Source organism: Prescottella defluvii (assembly GCF_000738775.1).
Classification (GTDB): Bacteria; Actinomycetota; Actinomycetes; order Mycobacteriales; family Mycobacteriaceae; genus Prescottella; species Prescottella defluvii.
Genome location: NZ_JPOC01000003.1, coordinates 1 through 15,877, shown reverse-complemented (window position 1 = coordinate 15,877; position 15,877 = coordinate 1). Strand labels below are relative to the sequence as shown.

At 68.3% G+C, this 15,877-nt stretch carries 15 protein-coding genes; 9 read left to right on the top strand and 6 right to left on the bottom strand.

Annotated elements, in window-relative coordinates:
- Window positions 1–252 precede the first annotated feature (252 nt).
- The 4 genes from IJ15_RS0100460 to IJ15_RS0100445 all read left to right on the top strand — a co-directional run bounded on the left by IJ15_RS0100460 (window position 253) and on the right by IJ15_RS0100445 (window position 4,917).
- A complete protein-coding gene (locus IJ15_RS0100460; RefSeq protein ID WP_031936386.1) occupies window positions 253–1,329 on the top strand; it encodes a 3-deoxy-7-phosphoheptulonate synthase in 1,077 nt (358 codons plus the stop codon).
- A gap of 299 nt (window positions 1,330–1,628) precedes the next feature.
- Window positions 1,629–2,333, top strand: coding sequence for a hypothetical protein (locus IJ15_RS0100455; RefSeq protein WP_051918419.1), 705 nt, complete (start codon window positions 1,629–1,631; stop codon window positions 2,331–2,333).
- Between the two features lie 258 nt (window positions 2,334–2,591).
- Window positions 2,592–4,406, top strand: a complete 1,815-nt coding sequence (locus IJ15_RS0100450) for a BCCT family transporter (protein ID WP_031936384.1) — start codon at window positions 2,592–2,594, stop codon at window positions 4,404–4,406.
- 85 nt (window positions 4,407–4,491) lie between these two features.
- Window positions 4,492–4,917: a VOC family protein gene (locus IJ15_RS0100445; protein ID WP_031936383.1), complete on the top strand. Its 426-nt coding sequence runs from the start codon at window positions 4,492–4,494 to the stop codon at window positions 4,915–4,917.
- A gap of 4 nt (window positions 4,918–4,921) precedes the next feature.
- Here IJ15_RS0100445 and IJ15_RS0100440 read toward each other — a convergent pair whose 3' ends face one another.
- Window positions 4,922–6,031 carry an alpha/beta hydrolase gene (locus tag IJ15_RS0100440; protein WP_031936382.1) on the bottom strand — a complete coding sequence of 370 codons (1,110 nt, stop codon included), beginning with the start codon at window positions 6,029–6,031 and terminating at the stop codon, window positions 4,922–4,924.
- Between the two features lie 200 nt (window positions 6,032–6,231).
- On the opposite strand from IJ15_RS0100440, the gene IJ15_RS0100435 reads away from it, so the two are divergent.
- Window positions 6,232–6,834, top strand: coding sequence for a TetR/AcrR family transcriptional regulator (locus IJ15_RS0100435; RefSeq protein ID WP_031936381.1), 603 nt, complete (start codon window positions 6,232–6,234; stop codon window positions 6,832–6,834).
- A 58-nt stretch (window positions 6,835–6,892) separates the two neighbouring features.
- The gene (locus IJ15_RS0100430; protein ID WP_197059703.1) at window positions 6,893–8,404 is read left to right on the top strand and encodes an alpha/beta hydrolase; all 1,512 of its coding nucleotides are present in this window, start codon (window positions 6,893–6,895) and stop codon (window positions 8,402–8,404) included.
- 27 nt (window positions 8,405–8,431) lie between these two features.
- On the opposite strand, the gene IJ15_RS0100425 is transcribed toward IJ15_RS0100430, so the two are convergent.
- Both IJ15_RS0100425 and IJ15_RS0100420 read right to left on the bottom strand, forming a co-directional pair.
- Window positions 8,432–9,445, bottom strand: coding sequence for an AraC family transcriptional regulator (locus tag IJ15_RS0100425; RefSeq protein ID WP_031936379.1), 1,014 nt, complete (start codon window positions 9,443–9,445; stop codon window positions 8,432–8,434).
- A complete protein-coding gene (locus IJ15_RS0100420) occupies window positions 9,442–10,626 on the bottom strand; it encodes a pyridoxal phosphate-dependent aminotransferase (RefSeq protein ID WP_031936378.1) in 1,185 nt (394 codons plus the stop codon). Before IJ15_RS0100420 ends, IJ15_RS0100425 begins: the two co-directional genes overlap by 4 nt.
- 129 nt (window positions 10,627–10,755) lie before the next feature.
- On the opposite strand from IJ15_RS0100420, the gene IJ15_RS0100415 reads away from it, so the two are divergent.
- Window positions 10,756–11,358, top strand: a complete 603-nt coding sequence (locus tag IJ15_RS0100415; RefSeq protein WP_031936377.1) for a carboxymuconolactone decarboxylase family protein — start codon at window positions 10,756–10,758, stop codon at window positions 11,356–11,358.
- On the opposite strand, the gene IJ15_RS0100410 is transcribed toward IJ15_RS0100415, so the two are convergent.
- The 3 genes from IJ15_RS0100410 to IJ15_RS0100400 all read right to left on the bottom strand — a co-directional run bounded on the left by IJ15_RS0100410 (window position 11,285) and on the right by IJ15_RS0100400 (window position 13,852).
- Window positions 11,285–12,253, bottom strand: coding sequence for a sigma-70 family RNA polymerase sigma factor (locus tag IJ15_RS0100410; protein WP_031936376.1), 969 nt, complete (start codon window positions 12,251–12,253; stop codon window positions 11,285–11,287). The two genes, IJ15_RS0100415 and IJ15_RS0100410, sit on opposite strands and share 74 nt — an antisense overlap.
- A 26-nt stretch (window positions 12,254–12,279) precedes the next feature.
- Window positions 12,280–13,047, bottom strand: a complete 768-nt coding sequence (locus IJ15_RS0100405; RefSeq protein WP_031936375.1) for a thioesterase family protein — start codon at window positions 13,045–13,047, stop codon at window positions 12,280–12,282.
- Window positions 13,048–13,237: 190 nt separating this feature from the next.
- Window positions 13,238–13,852, bottom strand: a complete 615-nt coding sequence (locus IJ15_RS0100400) for a TetR/AcrR family transcriptional regulator (protein ID WP_031936374.1) — start codon at window positions 13,850–13,852, stop codon at window positions 13,238–13,240.
- 218 nt (window positions 13,853–14,070) lie between these two features.
- Here IJ15_RS0100400 and IJ15_RS0100395 point away from each other — a divergent pair, with 218 nt between their 5' ends.
- Both IJ15_RS0100395 and IJ15_RS26605 read left to right on the top strand, forming a co-directional pair.
- Entirely contained in the window at window positions 14,071–15,321 is a 1,251-nt protein-coding gene (locus IJ15_RS0100395) for an MCE family protein (protein WP_031936373.1), read from the top strand.
- 197 nt (window positions 15,322–15,518) lie between these two features.
- On the top strand, window positions 15,519–15,662 hold the full coding sequence (locus IJ15_RS26605) for a hypothetical protein (RefSeq protein ID WP_231569374.1): 144 nt from the start codon (window positions 15,519–15,521) through the stop codon (window positions 15,660–15,662).
- Window positions 15,663–15,877: the final 215 nt, after the last annotated feature.

Genomic DNA, 15,877 nt, shown 5'->3' with positions numbered 1-15,877 from the left:
AGTTAGCGTGTCAAGCGTCCTTCTCGCGCTGTGATCGTCGTCTCGTTCGGCGGGGTGGTGGTGTGTGGCGCGAGGGGACCGGCTACCCTGGCAGACGTGTCAGCAACCTATTTCTGGTTTAGCAGACCGGCCCCGGGTGGGTCGGTCGGCGTAACCACGCGCTGACAATCCACCCTAGAGCCGGATGACAGACCGGCTCACTGGGATTCTTCAGTCTTCGAGGGTCGGCCTGAGAACAGGAAACCGAACCCCATGACCGTTATTGCAAACGACCAGCGCCTCGACGATCAGCGCACCGTCAGTATCAGCCCGCTGGTGGCGCCGTCCGTCGTGCGCGGCGAGCACACTCCCGACGAGGTGGCCGCGGCCACCGTCCGTTCGGGCCGCGCCGACACCGTGAACATCCTCAACGGCGATGACGACCGTCTCGTCGTCGTGGTCGGCCCGTGCTCGGTGCACGATCCCGAGGCCGCGATGGACTACGCCCGTCGACTGGCCGCGAAGGCCGAGGAACTGCGGGACGACCTGCAGATCGTCATGCGCGTCTACTTCGAGAAGCCGCGTACGACGCTGGGCTGGAAGGGTCTGCTCAACGATCCGCACCTCGACGGCACCTACGACATCAACACCGGTCTGCGGATGGGTCGCAAGCTGCTGCTCGACATCTCCCGCCTCGGCCTGCCCGTGGGCTGCGAGTTCCTCGATCCGATCATCCCGCAGTACATCGCGGATCTGGTGACCTACGGAGCGATCGGTGCCCGGACCGCGGCCAGCCAGGTGCACCGTCAGCTGTGCAGTGCGCTGTCGATGCCGGTCGGCATCAAGAACTCCACCGAGGGCGACGTCCAGGTCGCGGTCGACGGCACCCGCGCGGCGGCCGCGAGCCACGTGTTCCCCGGCACCGATCTCGAGGGCCAGGCGGCGCTGATCCACACGGTCGGCAATCCGGACTGCCACGTGATCCTGCGTGGCGGCACCGACGGCCCCAATTACGATGCCGAGACGGTCGCCGATACCCTTGCGCGACTGCGTAAGTCGGGTCTGCCGGAGCGGGTCGTGGTCGATGCGAGCCACGGCAACAGCCGCAAGGACCACAACAAGCAGGTCGACGTGGTCACCGATATCGCCGAGCGCATCGAGGCCGGCGAGAAGGGCATCGTCGGCATCATGCTCGAGAGCTTCATCGAGGCCGGGCGTCAGGATCTGACCCTCGGGCAGGCCGACGAGCTCACCTACGGTCAGTCCATCACCGATGCGTGCATCGACTGGGACACCACCGCGGCGACGCTCGATCGTCTCGCAGGCGCGGTTGCCGCTCGCCGCAACTGATTTCGGCTGCAGTCGACCGGGGGCGCGTCCACCCTTCGGGGGTGGCGCGCCCCGCGCCGATGCGGAACTTTGCAGCGGCGCATTTCCGGCGAATTACTTGTGATGATATTGCAGTGTTGCAATTGTGTGACGATAAAGAATGTATGTGAACAAAGGTCATAAACGACGCCGGATGGATTGAAATACGGCGAGTCCTGCGAAAATGTGTGCTTACCATCTCTCTCGGTAAATGTCCGTGAAACCTGAGGGAGTGTGACGTGAAACGAAGGCTTCTAGCTGCAGTAACACTGTTCGCGGGGATGATGCTCGGAATTCTCGGCCTGCCGGGAATTGCAAACTCCGATCCCTTTCCGGTGATCTCGGGGACGATGACGAACACGTGCGCCTCGGACGGAAACCCGGTGGGGGCATGGGTGGAACTCCGCGATGCTGTGACCGATGCGGGCGTGGCGTCCGTGACCACCGGCCCCGGCGGGGTGTTCACGTTCAACGGCATTTCGCCCGGAAACTATCGGGTGAACCTGTACCCGCCGGCCGGGTGCGGTTCCGTACCGCAGTCCGTGGCCGCGGACACCACCAGTGGCAATCCCGTGACCGGTCTCAGCCTCCAGATGGTGAAGGTGTTCAGCATCTTCGGATTCGTCACCGGGTGTCCCGTCGACGCGGGCGATCCGACGAACAACGTCACCGTCAACCTGCGGGACAACACGAACGCCGTCGTTGCGACGACCGCCACGAACCCCAACGGCTGGTACTTCTTCCAGTACAAGCCCGCCCAGGCCGGATACGTGGTGGAGGTGCTGCCGGAGGCCGGGTGCACGGGCGATCCGCTGACCCGGACCGTCGACCTGAGCGTCGGTGACGTCAACGATGTCGACTTCGCGCTGACCCCGGAGTCGTCGGGCTCGCTGGGCTCTCTCGGCTCCCTGGGTTCGAGCGTCTCGGGTGGGTCGAGCGGCTCGCTCGCCCATCTGTTCGGAAGTCTCGGCTCGTCCGGGCCGTAACTGCTCGGTCTTCGACTCCAGTTGCCACCAGGTCCCGTCTCGGGGCCTGGTGGCACACGCCACGATCGGCGCTCTACGCCGCGTCGGCCTGCGGAAATCGTCGGTTCGGGGTGGTCGGTACGCCGCTCGAACCGGGTGGATCCGGCCGAAGGCACCTACGTTGGACAAGTGCCTTCTGCCGTCTGAGCCCTATTCCGGCGCGCAGGTCGCGCGGAAAGGGAGCTCGTAGAAGTGAATGTGCGCAATGCGTGGCGTGCGATGAAGAAGCCGGTGTTCGTGCCGGCGTCGATCGCGATCTTCGCGATGATCGCGTTTGCGGTGGTGTACTCGGGTGCTGCAGAAGGCGCATTCGAATCGCTCAACCGGGTGATCGCCGACGGCGTCGGATGGTGGTACATCCTCGTCGCGACCGGATTCGTGGTGTTTGCGCTGTACTGCGGCATCAGCCGGATCGGCAACATCCGCCTCGGGCGTGACGACGAGGAACCCGAGTTCTCGATGCTGTCCTGGTTCGCGATGCTCTTCAGTGCCGGTATGGGCATCGGGCTCGTGTTCTACGGTGTGGCGGAACCGCTTTCGCACTATGTGAATCCGCCGGAGGCCGGTCGGCTCGACGGCTCGTCCGACGCCGCCGCGAATCAGGCGATGGAACTGACCCTGTTCCACTGGGGCCTGCACGCGTGGGCCATCTACGTCGTCGTCGGCCTGGGCCTGGCGTACATGACCTACCGCAAGGGACGGCCGCTGTCGGTGCGGTGGCTGCTCGAGCCACTGCTGGGCCGCCGCCGCATCGAGGGCCCGATCGGGCATGCGATCGACGTGGTCGCGATCGTGGGCACCCTGTTCGGTGTGGCGACCTCACTCGGGTTCGGGATCCAGCAGATCAGCGCGGGCCTCGACTACCTGGGGTGGGTGGATGTCGACAACTGGCTGATCATCGCCCTGATCGCCGGCGTGACCGCACTCGCGACGTTCTCGGTGGTGTCCGGTGTGACCAAGGGGCTGAAGTGGCTGTCCAACATCAACATGCTGCTCGCCGTGGCGCTGGCCGTCTTCGTACTGCTGCTGGGTCCGACGCTGTTCATCATGCAGTCGTGGGTCCAGAACCTCGGCGGCTACGTCCAGGCCCTGCCGAAGATGGCGTTGCGGACGTCGCCGTTCGCGGAGGACGGGTGGGCCGGCGCCTGGACCATCTTCTACTGGGGATGGTGGATGAGTTGGGCGCCGTTCGTCGGGATGTTCATCGCCCGCATCTCCCGGGGCCGCACCATCCGTGAGTTCGTCTTCGGGGTGCTGCTCGCCCCTACCCTCGTCGGCTCGCTGTGGTTCACGATCTTCGGCGGCTCCGGCATCCTCCGGCAGCGCAACGACGGTGACATGCTCGGCGCGGACGGTGTCGTCGACACCAACACGAGCCTGTTCACCCTCCTCGGCGGGATGCCGCTGGCGACGGTGACCTCCCTCCTCGCGATCGTGGTCGTGATCTTCTTCTTCGTGACCTCGGCCGACTCGGGTTCGCTCGTCATCGACACCCTGTCGACGGGTGGTGACACGGCACCGGTGGTCACGCGCGTGTACTGGACCGTCCTGCAGGGCGTGGTCGCGGCGGTGCTGCTGCTGGTCGGCGGCAGCGGGTCACTGACGGTGCTGCAGACGGCGTCGATCGCGACGGCGGTGCCGTTCTCGGTGGTGCTGGTCCTGGCTTGCCTCTCGATGCTCAAGGCGTTCCGGTACGAGGTCGCCGCCACGCCGCGGTACGTCCGGATCTCGTCGGGCGGTGCGGGCCGGCCGGCCGGGGACCGTGGCCGACGGCCCACCGTTTCGACGACGCTGGCGGGGCTGACGTCGTCCCCACCGGGCCTGTCCGGATCGGCCGACGGCTCGCACCGGATCATCGCCGTGCACGAGGTTCCGAACGGTGCGGTCACCGTCGATCCGGACTCGGGTGTGGTCACCCTCGACGACACCGCCAGGGCCACGGACCCGCTCGGCGGCGAGGTGTTCGACACCCCGGAGTTCGCGGACTCGGCGGAGGGGCAGGCTCGGCAGCCCGCCCCGGCCGAAGCGCCGTAGGAAGCGGGACAAGTCGACGGAACCGCGGACCTGACGATCGGCCCGGGTGGCCGATCCTGTCGGACCCCGGACGTAGCGTCGGCACATGGGATACGAAATTCAGATCACAGTCGATTCGAAGGACCCGCACCTGCAGGCCAAGTGGTGGGCGAGGGCGCTGGGCTGGCAGGTCGAGCCCAGCGACGAGCAGTTCATCCGCGGTCTCGTCGCCGCCGGCCACGCGCAGGAGTCGGACACCCTGGTGTTCGAGGGCGTACTCGTGTGGCGGGAGGGCGCGGCCATCCGCGATCCCGAACAGCCGCAACGCCCGCGGATGCTGTTCCAGCAGGTCCCGGAGGGCAAGTCGGTGAAGAACCGGCTGCACCTCGACGTCCGCGTCGGGGATCGTCGCGAGGAGGTGGCAGCCGAACTCGTTGCCGCCGGGGCGTCGATCCTCCATCGCGGGCAGCAAGGCCCGAACGTCTGGATCACGATGACCGACCCCGAGGGCAACGAGTTCTGCGTGTCCTGAGCGGTCAGTCCACCGCGTCCACGGCCTCGAGGACCGGCGCCGCTGCGGTGCGGGGCGCGAACGACAGCCCCACCCGCAGTGCTCCGGCCGCCTCGAGCAGCGCATCGACGCCGGCGCGACCGTAGCCGGTGAGATTGACGAAGGCGTGGACCAGGCCGCGGTGGACACGCAGAGTTGTCGGCACGCCTGCCGCGCGGAGGCGTTCGGCGTACTCGACACCCTCGTCGCGCAGGACGTCGAAGCCCGAGACGGCGATGTACGCCGGCGGCAGTCCGGTGAGGTCCGTGGCGAGGATCGGCGACGCGCGAGGATCGGTGCGGTGCTGCTCGTCGGGGACGTAGTGGCCTGTGTACCAGTTCATCTGGGGTTCGGTGAGGAAGAATCCGTCACTGAACAGGCCGTAGGACGGCCGCTTGGCCGTCATGTCCAGCCACGGGAAGAACAGCATCTGGAACGCCGGCGGGGTGGCGTCGGCGCGGGTGACCTGGGAGACCACTGCGGCGAGATTGCCGCCGGCGCTGTCGCCGGCCACCGCGATACGGTCCGGGTCGACGCCGAGCGTCGACGCGTTCTGCACCGCGAACCGGAACGCGGCCACGGCGTCGTCCGCCGCGGCGGGAAACTCGTGCTCGGGTGCCAGCCGGTAATCCACTGCCAGCACCGCGATCTCGGCGTGCCGGGCGAGGAACCGGCAGAGGGAGTCGTGACTGTCGAGGCTGCCGAGAACGAAACCGCCACCGTGGAAGTAGACCAGTAGCGGCGCCGCCGGGGGCAGGCCCTCCGGGCGGTACATGCGCGCGGGGATCGCGCCCGCCGGGGTGGGGATCGTCATGGTCTCGACCGACGCCATCGGGATCGGGCGTCCACTGACCAGCCGTGCCTCCATGTCGATCTGGGCGCGGGACTGCGCGAGGGGCAGTTCCTCGAAGTCGGAGTCCGGGAGCAGCGCGAGCATGCGCAGCATCAGTTGGATCTCGGTGTTCAGCTCCTGGCCGTCGACGCGGATCGGGCGGCCGGCGAGGATCCGCTGGATCGGGGAGGGCAGCGACCCGGCGATCGTGGCCGCGGTGCGGACCGCGGATTCGAGCACTGACTCCAGCAGAGACGTCTTCATAGATGTTCGTCCTCTCGCAGCGGACCCGGCCGTCGTGTGCCCGGGCATGGAAGCGAAGTCTGTCAACTGACCGACTTGGACACAAGGGTGAAAACCGAGCCGAGCCGAGCCGGAACATTCGATGAAGATAACTCTGGTCCTCGAAGTGAACGGACACTACGCTGCCGACAACATGCGAGTGAGGGTCGGGAAAGGTTGCAATGCCATATATTTCGGTCGAACAACGACGCAGGGATCTGATCGACGCCGCGATCCGTGTCACGGCCGAGGTGGGGCTCGCCGCCGCGAGTACCCGAGCGATCTGCGCCGAGGCCGGCGTACAGCAGAGCGTGTTCCACTACTGCTTCTCCTCGAAGGAGGAGTTGCTGCGGGAACTCACCCGTGAGGTGGTCGCGGGAATGGTCGAGAGTGCGGTCGCGAGCCTGTCGCCGGGCGCCGACGTCCGGGAGTCCATCCACAAGGGGCTCTACGGGTTGTGGCAGACGATGCGCGTGCAGCCGGAGAAGCAGTTGGTGTTCTTCGAGCTCACGGTCGGTGCATTGCGCACGCCCGATCGCAGCGACATCCCGGAATGGCAGTACCGCGAGTACTACGCGTCCACCGGCATGTTCCTCGAGCGTCTCGCGGAGACCGCGGAAATCGAATGGACCGTGCCGATTCCGATCCTCAGCCGGATGGTCACGACGACCATCGACGGTCTGATCCTGGGATGGTTGGCCGATCGGCGTGCCGACGAGGTGGAGGCCTCACTCGAGGCGTTCGCCGCGATGTTCGCGGGACTGGCGGTCCGGGCCGAAACGTAAAGCGCGCAAATCGCCCGAAACGGTTACGCTCTCCGCTAGTCCGATCGGAGGGGGTCCCGTGGCGAATCCAGCCAAGATGTGGAGTTCGGTGTTCGCCGCTGCCGCAGTGGCACTGGTCGTGAGCGGGTGCTCGACGGCGCCCGACGAATCGGAGAGCGCGAGGCAGGCCGCGGCCTTCCCCGAGATCTACGCACAGACCATCGAGTGGAGTGCGTGTGGTGACGACTTCGGTCTCGGCGACGCCCGAGCCGAGCGACTCGCGGCTCGCGGCGCCCCGGTCGACACCTACCGGTGCGCCACCGTCGCGGCCCCACTCGACTGGAACGACACCGGTAACCGGGAGACGATCGAGCTTGCCGCCGTGCATATTCCGTCGACCGGCGACGGCGAGCCGATCGGCACGCTGCTCAGCAACCCCGGAGGACCGGGGGAGAGCGGGCTGGCCCTGGCGACCGCCCTCCCGACCGTGGAACGATTCGGATCGATCCTGGACCGGTACGACCTGCTCGGTTTCGACCCGCGCGGGATCGGCCGGAGCACGCCGGTGGACTGTGACGAGGTGTCCGACATCCGGGAGCTGAACCTCGCGATGTGTGCCGTCGACCAGCCGATCGCGCTGTCGATGGGCACCTCTCAGGTCGCCCGCGACATGGATCTGCTGCGCTCCCTGATGGGCGACGACTCGATGCACTACCTGGGCTATTCGTACGGCACGATGCTCGGCGCCACCTATTCGACGCTCTTCCCGGAGCGGGTGGGGCGCATGCTCCTGGACAGTGCCTCCGCCAGCGACTGGGCGAGTCCGGTCGGGGACTTCAACCAGTCGGCGGCCATCGCCCGTGAGACCAGTGCGCTCCTCGAAGGGTGCGGCAGCCTGTATCAGGCGACCGCCTGCCCCATCGGCGGCCAATCGGCGCTCGTGGAGGCGGTGGCTCGTTTCGACGATCAGCCGATGATCGCGAGCGACGGCACCGAGGTCACCGGGCAGACGCTGTACGCGTATCTCACCACCGCCCTCTACCAGAGAGCAGCGGGACGAGAGTTGGTGCTCGAGAGCGTGGGCGCTGCGATCTCCGGTGACCAGGAGCAGGTCGACACGATCGCCGAGGAGATGACGGGCGGCGGGGCGGCGGTCCGCTTCGACGGCAACATCGTGCGGTGCCACTCCTTCCCGAACGATCCGGGTCTGCCGCAACTGGTCGAGCACATCGAACAGGTCGGGCTGCCGGAGGTGATGGGCGGCCCCGAGATCAACGACGACACCCTGCGGGACTTCGTCGACCTCTCCTGCGCCGCGCTACCGAACAGCGGGGACGACATCACCGACTCGTTCTCGGGTTCCCCGGATGCCCCGATCCTCGTCATCGGCATCACCGGTGACCACGCGACCCCGTACGAGGGCGCCCAGGAACTCGTGCGGCAGCTGGGCAACGCCCGGCTCCTCACCCTCGAGGGTGTCGGGCACACGGTGTCGTTCTCGAACCGTTCCTCCTGCGCCGACGACATCGCGACCGCCTACCTGCTCGACGGCGAACTGCCGCCCGAGAACACGGTCTGCACGGACGACTAGGGCCACCAGCGCGCCGACCCCCGCCTGCTAGCGGTATGCGCCGGGCGTCGAACCGGTCCACCGCTTGAAGGCGCGGCGGAAGGCGCTGGGTTCGGAGAAGCCGAGGCGGGCGGAGAGTTCGTCGACGGGTTCGCCGCGTCTCAGGGCGGCGATGGCGGCGTCGCGCAGCACTTCCTCGCGCAGGTTGTTGAGTGAGGTGCCTTCCTGGCGGAGCAGTCGGCGCAGGTGCGGCACGCTGATCGAGAGCATCTCCGCGATCTCGTCCGCGGTGCAGGTCCGTCCGCGTACCCCCATCTCGAGGACGCGACGGACCTGCGCGGACGCTGTGCTGTCGTAGTCACGTTCGGAGAGAAGAAGATTCGGTGACTCGCGCAGGTACTCGGCGAGACTCTGCTCGTCCTGGATGAGCGGGGCACGCAGGATCGCGTTGTCGAATTCGAGGGTGGCGACGCTCGCGCCGAACGTGACGGGGACACCGAAGATGCTGTCGTAGTGCTTCGCGAACCGCGCGTCGGGTTGCGGGTAGGGGATCAGCACGGACCGCAGTTTGACGCGTCGGCCCACCAGCCAGGCCGCGAATCGGTGCAGCAGGATCAGTTCGAAGTCCGTGACCAACCGGAAGGCCTCGTCGACGAACTCGGGGGAGACCGCGTCCCGGACGTCGACGCGCACCTCGAGCCGGGTCGACTCGTCGCCGGGGATGAGCGTGATCGGCGGCACCGGCAGGGCCCGGGTCACGTCCGCCATCCGTTCCAGGGCGCTGCCGAGGTCGGGCCGGTGGATCAGTGACAGGCAGATCAGTCGGAACGTGCCGCGCGGCACGGGGGACGAGCCGATGCCGAACAGTTCGTCGTCGGTGAGCTGCCACGTGGCCTGGGTGAACGCCGTGACCTGCTCCGGTGTCAGTCGCGTGCGGGGATCCTCGAGCGAGGCCACGTCGATTCCCACTGCCGCTAGTGTCGCGGACAGGTCGGCTCCGGCGGTTTCGGCGAGGTGCAGTGCGCGACGGAGGAAATCCGCCGGGATCGTCGGCAGGCTCACGTCGGCATCTCGAGCCGGCGTAGTCGCGACACCGCCTCCGTCAGCACGTCCTCCCGCTTGCAGAACGCGAAGCGCACCAAGTGATTCCACTGATCATGATGGTCGGTGAAAACGCTGATCGGTACCGCGGCGACCCCGACACGTTGCGGCAGCGTCCGGCAGAACTCGACGCCGTCGCGGGTGCCGAACGCGCTGATGTCGGCGCACAGGAAGTACGTGCCGCCGCCCGAGTACACGTCGAACCCGGTGTCCTGCAGCGCCGTCGCGAGCAGGTCGCGTCGGCCCTGCAACTCGTCGCGCATGGCGGTGACCCACGCCTGCTCGTGCTCGAGGGCGTGCGCCACGGCGGGCTGGAACGGGCCGCCGGCCACGAACGACATGAACTGCTTCGCGGCGCGGACGGCGTCGATCAGTTCCGCGGGCCCGAGCGCCCACCCGGTCTTCCAGCCGGTCACGTTGAACGTCTTCGCGGCGCTCGACACTGTGACGGTGCGCTCGTACATGCCCGGCAGCGATGCCATCGGCGTGTGGGTGAGGCCGTCGAACACCAGATGCTCGTACACCTCGTCGCTGAGCACCAGAAGGTCGCGCTCGCAGGCGAGTTCGGCGACGGCCAGCAACTCGGCCTCGGTGAACACCGTCCCGGTGGGGTTGTGCGGCGAATTGACCACCAGCATCCGGGTGTTCGGGGTGATCGCGGCGCGCAGGGCGTCGACGTCGAGCGTGTACCGGTCGCCGTCGCGGACCAGTGGCACGGACCTGCGGACCGCGCCGGCCAGCGCGACGGCGGCGGCGTACGAGTCGTAGTACGGCTCGATCAGGACCACCTCCTCGCCGGGTTCGACGAGTCCGAGGATGGTCGCGCTGATCGCCTCGGTCGCACCGACGGTGACCAGGACCTCCGAGTTCGGGTCGTGCGAGAGGCCGTAGCGGGCGGCGCGGTCGGCGACGATCGCCTGCCGCAGCACCGGCATGCCCGGACCCGGCGGGTACTGGTTGAGGCCGTCCGCGATGGCCCGTTGCGCGGTCTCGAGCATCGACGCGGGACCATCGGTGTCGGGGTAGCCCTGGCCCAGGTTGATCGCGTCGTGCTCGGTGGCCAGTGCCGTCATCTCGGCGAAGATCGTGGACGCGAACGGGCGCAGTCGCGAGACGGTGCGGGAACGGGGCGCTGCGGGCATTTGTCCAGCGTAGCGGCGGGGACGCCGCCGGCCGAACCCGGCCGTGTCACGTTTTCGGGTGCTGCCTCGTCCACAGGACGTACGGGCGCAACCGGCGCCCGGCGCAGATCCGGGAAGCAGGAGGACGTCATGGCTCGCATTCACGCAGTGACACCGCAGGAGGCCGGTCCGTTGGTGAAGGCCGCCTACTGGTACGCCGGTCGGCGCTTCGGTGAGGTTCCCGAACCGTTCGCGGTCCTGGCCAACCACCGCAAGCTCTTCACGGTCTCGGCGCGGCACGAGATGGGTGCGCAGAAGGCGTCGACGGTGCTGCCGCCGAACGTCCGCGACATCGCCGTGTACCGGACCGCGTGGACGGTCGGGTGCTCGTGGTGCGTCGACTTCGGCACCATGCTCCAGCGTCTCGAGGGACTCGACATCGACCGGTTGCAGCACATCGCCGACTACGACACCTCGCCGCTCTACAGCGACGACGAACGCGCCGCGATCGCGTACGCCGACGCCATGACGCAGACGCCGACCACCGCGACCGACGAACAGGTGACCGACCTCGAACGCCGGTTCGGCCGCGACGGCGTCGTGGAACTGACCTACCAGATCGCGCTGGAGAACATGCGGTCCCGGATGAACTCGGCGCTGGGCATCCACGACCAGGGTTTCAACTCCGGTGACGCGTGCCGGGTGCCGTGGGAGACGGAGGAGTCGGCGACGCAGGAGACGCGGAAAGCCTGATCCCGCCGTGCTTCTCGGGGTTCGCGATGTCGTAGGCCGCCCACACCCGGCCGTCGCGCACGGTGAAGCCGGTGACGCGCCCCGCGAAGCCCGGGTGGGTGTCGTCGCCGGGGGAGCCGTGGCTGACGAACCCGAGCTGACCGTTGACCAACGCCGGTGTCGCGGCGAGGAACGTCTCGAGGCCGTACCTGTGTGCGAGCCCGAGGAAGAACCGGGCGGTGTGGTCGGCACCGGTGATGACGTTGACGGCCGTGCGGGTGGTGCCGTTCGCGTCGCCGATGGTGATCGCGTCCGGATGCAGCGCCGCGAGGACGGCGTCGAGGTCGCCGGCGGCCATCGCGGTCATCAAACGCGTGACCGCCTCGGCATGCACGGCGTCCGGCACCGGTGGCGGGGCGTCGGCGACCGCGCGTCGGGCCCGGGACGCGAGTTGACGGGCGGACGCGACGCTCACCGACAGCACGTCGGCGATCTCGCCGAACGGCACCCCGAAGCCGTCGTGCAGCACGAACGCCACCCGCTGGTCCGGGGTGAGCGTGTCCAGCACGACCAGCGCGGACAGGCGGTTCTCCCCCTGCCGGACGACGGATTCGAGCGGATCGGGCATGGCCGACGGCGTCAGGTCCGTCACGATCGGCTCGGGCAGCCACTGGCCGACGTAGCGCTCCCGCCGGGCCGTCGCCGACCGTAGGCGGTCGAGGCAGAGGCGTCCGACGACGGTGGTCAGCCACGCCCGCAGGTCGTCGATCCGGTCGGTGTCGGCACCGGCGAGGCGCAGCCACGCGTCCTGCACGGCGTCCTCGGCGTCGGTGACGCTTCCGGTGAGGCGATACGCCGCCGACAGCAGGTGGCTGCGATGGGATTCGAACGAGTCCGCGAGGGTCGGGACGCTCATGCCGCGATCCTACGGCGGCGACGTGCTCAGGGGCGGACGGTCAGGATCTGGTTGAGGGTGCCCACCGGCCCGTGCAGGTCGTGGATCACGCTGCTGGTGAGTCCGAGGCCGGTCGGCCCGAACGACACCGTCGTGTCGAAGCCGACCCATTCGCCGCGGGGCAGGGTGAACAGGTGCGCCGTCAGATCGACGTTGGGGAAGGCGACGTCCTCAGGTCGGGCCCGCGCCGCCATCCCGTTGGCGATGTCGAACAGGGTGGCCGCCCGCGCGAGCGAGCCGATCGCCTCGCCTTCCACCAGATCGTGGGGCGTGCGCACCCAGTACGCTGCCCGTCCCGGTTCGGTGTGGACCCGGCGGACGTCGGCGGTCGCGATGAACCCGCCACCCCAGACGGTGGTCGGATCCCACGCCGGCATCTCCTCCGGCGCCGCGATCCTTGGGAAGGCGGAGCCCGCCAGGGCCTCGGTGTCGCCCTCGCGCATCAGCCACGCGCGCATCCGCACGGCCGGTCGGCCGTCGTGCGCGAGAGTCGCTTCGACGAGTTCGATCGTGCGGCCCGGCCGCAGGACCGTCACCGACGTCTCGACGCTGTCCATCGGGAGCGTGCCGAGGATGTCGTAGGACAGTCGCGCGATGACGAGGCCGTCGTCGCGCCGCCGGTCACGGTCGAGTTCGACGACATGCGTCAGCAGGCCGATGGCAGGGGCGATGTGCTGTTCGTCGGCGTTCCAGGCGCCGCTGACGTGCTGCGTCGGACGGAAGGCGTGATCGCCCTCCCGCTTGAAGTAGGCCACGGCGCCTCCTGCTCGTCTCCCGGGACGGCGGTGATCGTCCCGCTCGGACGGTAACACGGAAGATCGACCCTGAAAACGAATGTTCGACCCATGAGTCGAACTTTTGGGACGGGGCATCCACCGATGTCGGGGAGTCGCGACGGCCGGGCTGGACGAACAGTCGGCCGGGCCGGACGAACAGTTGGCCGGGCTAGACGAACAGTCGCAGCGCGCACGCGACGACCGCGGCGCGCGCCGCGGCCCGGTCCTCGCTGTCCGGGCGGATCCACACCGCCGACTGGTTGAGGATTCCGTGGAGGCACTGCATCGCCACATCGACGTCGGGGCACGTGAACTCGCCGACGGCCACGCCGCGCTCGACCACCTGCCGGAAGACGCCGTCGTGCCGGCGTCGCATCGACTTCATCGAGTCCTGGATGGCCGGCGGCCAGGGCCGGGGCCACGAGAAGACGGTCGCGACCTCGGGGGCGGTCTCGGTCAGGATGCGCACCTGCTCGTCCACCAGGGCGCCGAGGAGGGCGGTGGGCGACGGGTCGTCGACTTCCGCCGCACGCTCCGCGAGCCGCGTCATGACCTCCTCGGTCAGGACGTCGAGGGCGGCGCCGACCAGCTCGTCCTTGGATCGGAAGTAGTGGTACAGAGTCGCTTTGGCGATGTCCGTCCGTTCCGCGACGTCCTCGAGGTTCATCCCCTGGTAGCCGTGGGTGGACAGGATGCCGATCGCGGTTGTGACGATCTCGCTCTTGCGGCGGTCCCGGCGCCGCGCGACCCGGCTGGATCGGTGGTGCTGCCCCGTGGCGTTCATCCATCCTCCGTGCACGCCGGATGGTTCCCGGCCGTCGTCGATCGGTGCCTGTCGCCGAGCCAGCATAGTCAGCGGGTCGGCGCCGGGAGGAGGGCGCGCGCGTCGGACATTTGTCCGCTTTGTAACCCCGATCACATGGATGTGACCCTGGGTAACGGATAGATGTAGCGTGTTCTGCGTCTCTTCGGGGCGAGCTTGGAGGGCCGGCGGCGATGAACATGGTGTCGAAGCTGGCGAAGGTGCAGATCGTGGCCTTCCTGATCCTCGCCGTCGTGAGCATCGTCTTCGTGGGCGGCAAGTATGTCCGCCTCGACAATCTCCTCGGGTTCGGCCGGTACTCCGTGTTCGTCGACCTGCCGTCGTCCGGCGGCATCTTCACCAACGCCGAGGTCACCTACCGCGGCGTGCCGGTGGGCCGGGTCGGGGACCTCACGCTCACCGCCGACGGTGTCCGGGTGGAACTGCACCTCGACGACGACGGCCCGGAGGTGCCCGCGTCCGCGGCGGCCGTCGTCGCCAACCGGTCGGCGATCGGCGAACAGTACGTGGACCTGCAGCCCGACCGGGATTCCGGGCCGTACCTGACCGACGGCGCGGTGATCGACATCCGCGACGCCACCGTCCCGATCCCCGTCGAGGACCTCATCGCGTCGGTCGACTCGCTCGCGCGCTCGGTCCCGACCGACAGCCTGCACACCGTCGCCACCGAGCTGGGGAAGGCGTTCGACGGCCAGGGCGACAACCTGCGGGTCGTCGTCGACTCGCTGGCCGACCTCGCTCGTGAGGCCTCCGCCGCGCTGCCGCAGACCCTGGACCTGGTCTCCGACGGCCGCACCGTGCTCGACAGTCAGGCGGACCAGGCGTCGTCGATCCGTTCGTTCAGTTCCGATCTCGATGCGCTCGCCGCGCAGCTGCGTTCGAGCGATCCGGACGTGCGCCGACTGATCGGCACCGGCACCGCCACCGGCGACGAGGTGGGGGCGCTGGTCCGCGACAGCGGCGCCGACCTCACCGAGGTGCTGTCGAACACCCGGCAGATCGCCTCGCTCGCGCCGGGGCGGGAGGCCTACCTGCGCACCGCGCTGCAATTGCTGCCGGCGCTGCCGGTGGCGGCGCGCGCCGTCGCGCCGGGCGACGGCACCATCCACTTCGGCATCATCCTCGAGACCGGCAACCCGCCGGTGTGCACGCTCGGCTACGAGAGCACCCACGAGACGCTCGCCGAGATGAAGCGCCGCGACCCGGACTTCGACGACACCCGTGACGATTTCCCCTTCTCGTCGGACGTGCGGTGCCTCGTCCCGCAGGGCAGCGTCACCGGTGTCCGCAACGCCGAACGCGCGGTCCTCGCCGACCCGACGGTGCCGCAGCCGTGGGACCCGACACCCAAGCGGGCCCCGGATGCGTTGGACCTCAACCCGATTGCGTCCGCGATCGCAACCCTCATGGGCATCGATCCGCTGCGCTGACGGCCCGCTCCGGGAACGGGACACGGTGGTAATTGCGGAACCGGGCTGCGGAATTCGCCGATGTGCGAGAGACTGAGCTGACCCCTAGCAGGAGGTCGCCGCGTATGGAACTCCGATCGAATGGGTCTCTACCCGGAGAAATTCGACCAGCGCTGTTGCAGGACTTCGATCTTCGGAGTTCGAGCCCGATCCCCGCGGTGTTGTGGTGGGTCGCCCTGATACTTGTGGTCGCCGTGGTGCCGGCCCTGGCGACGGTCCTGCTGATGGGGTCGGTCGCCCTCGCGATGGTGATGGCTCTGGTCACCGTCGGTGGCGTCGGCCTTGCGGCACTGATGATCTGACGCCGTCACCGCCCCCACCCCGATCGGGGTGAATCACATCAGTGCAATTCCTTCGGTAGTTCGGACGGATCGAGCAACACGAACTTGTTGTCCGCCGCGCGCACCGTCTCCGACATCGAGATGTTCTTGCGCAGCAGATTTCCTCGACGTCGTCGATGACGGGCGGTGGCGGGCAGTCGAGTTCCTGCCGACACCGGCGTCGTACTACGAGGATC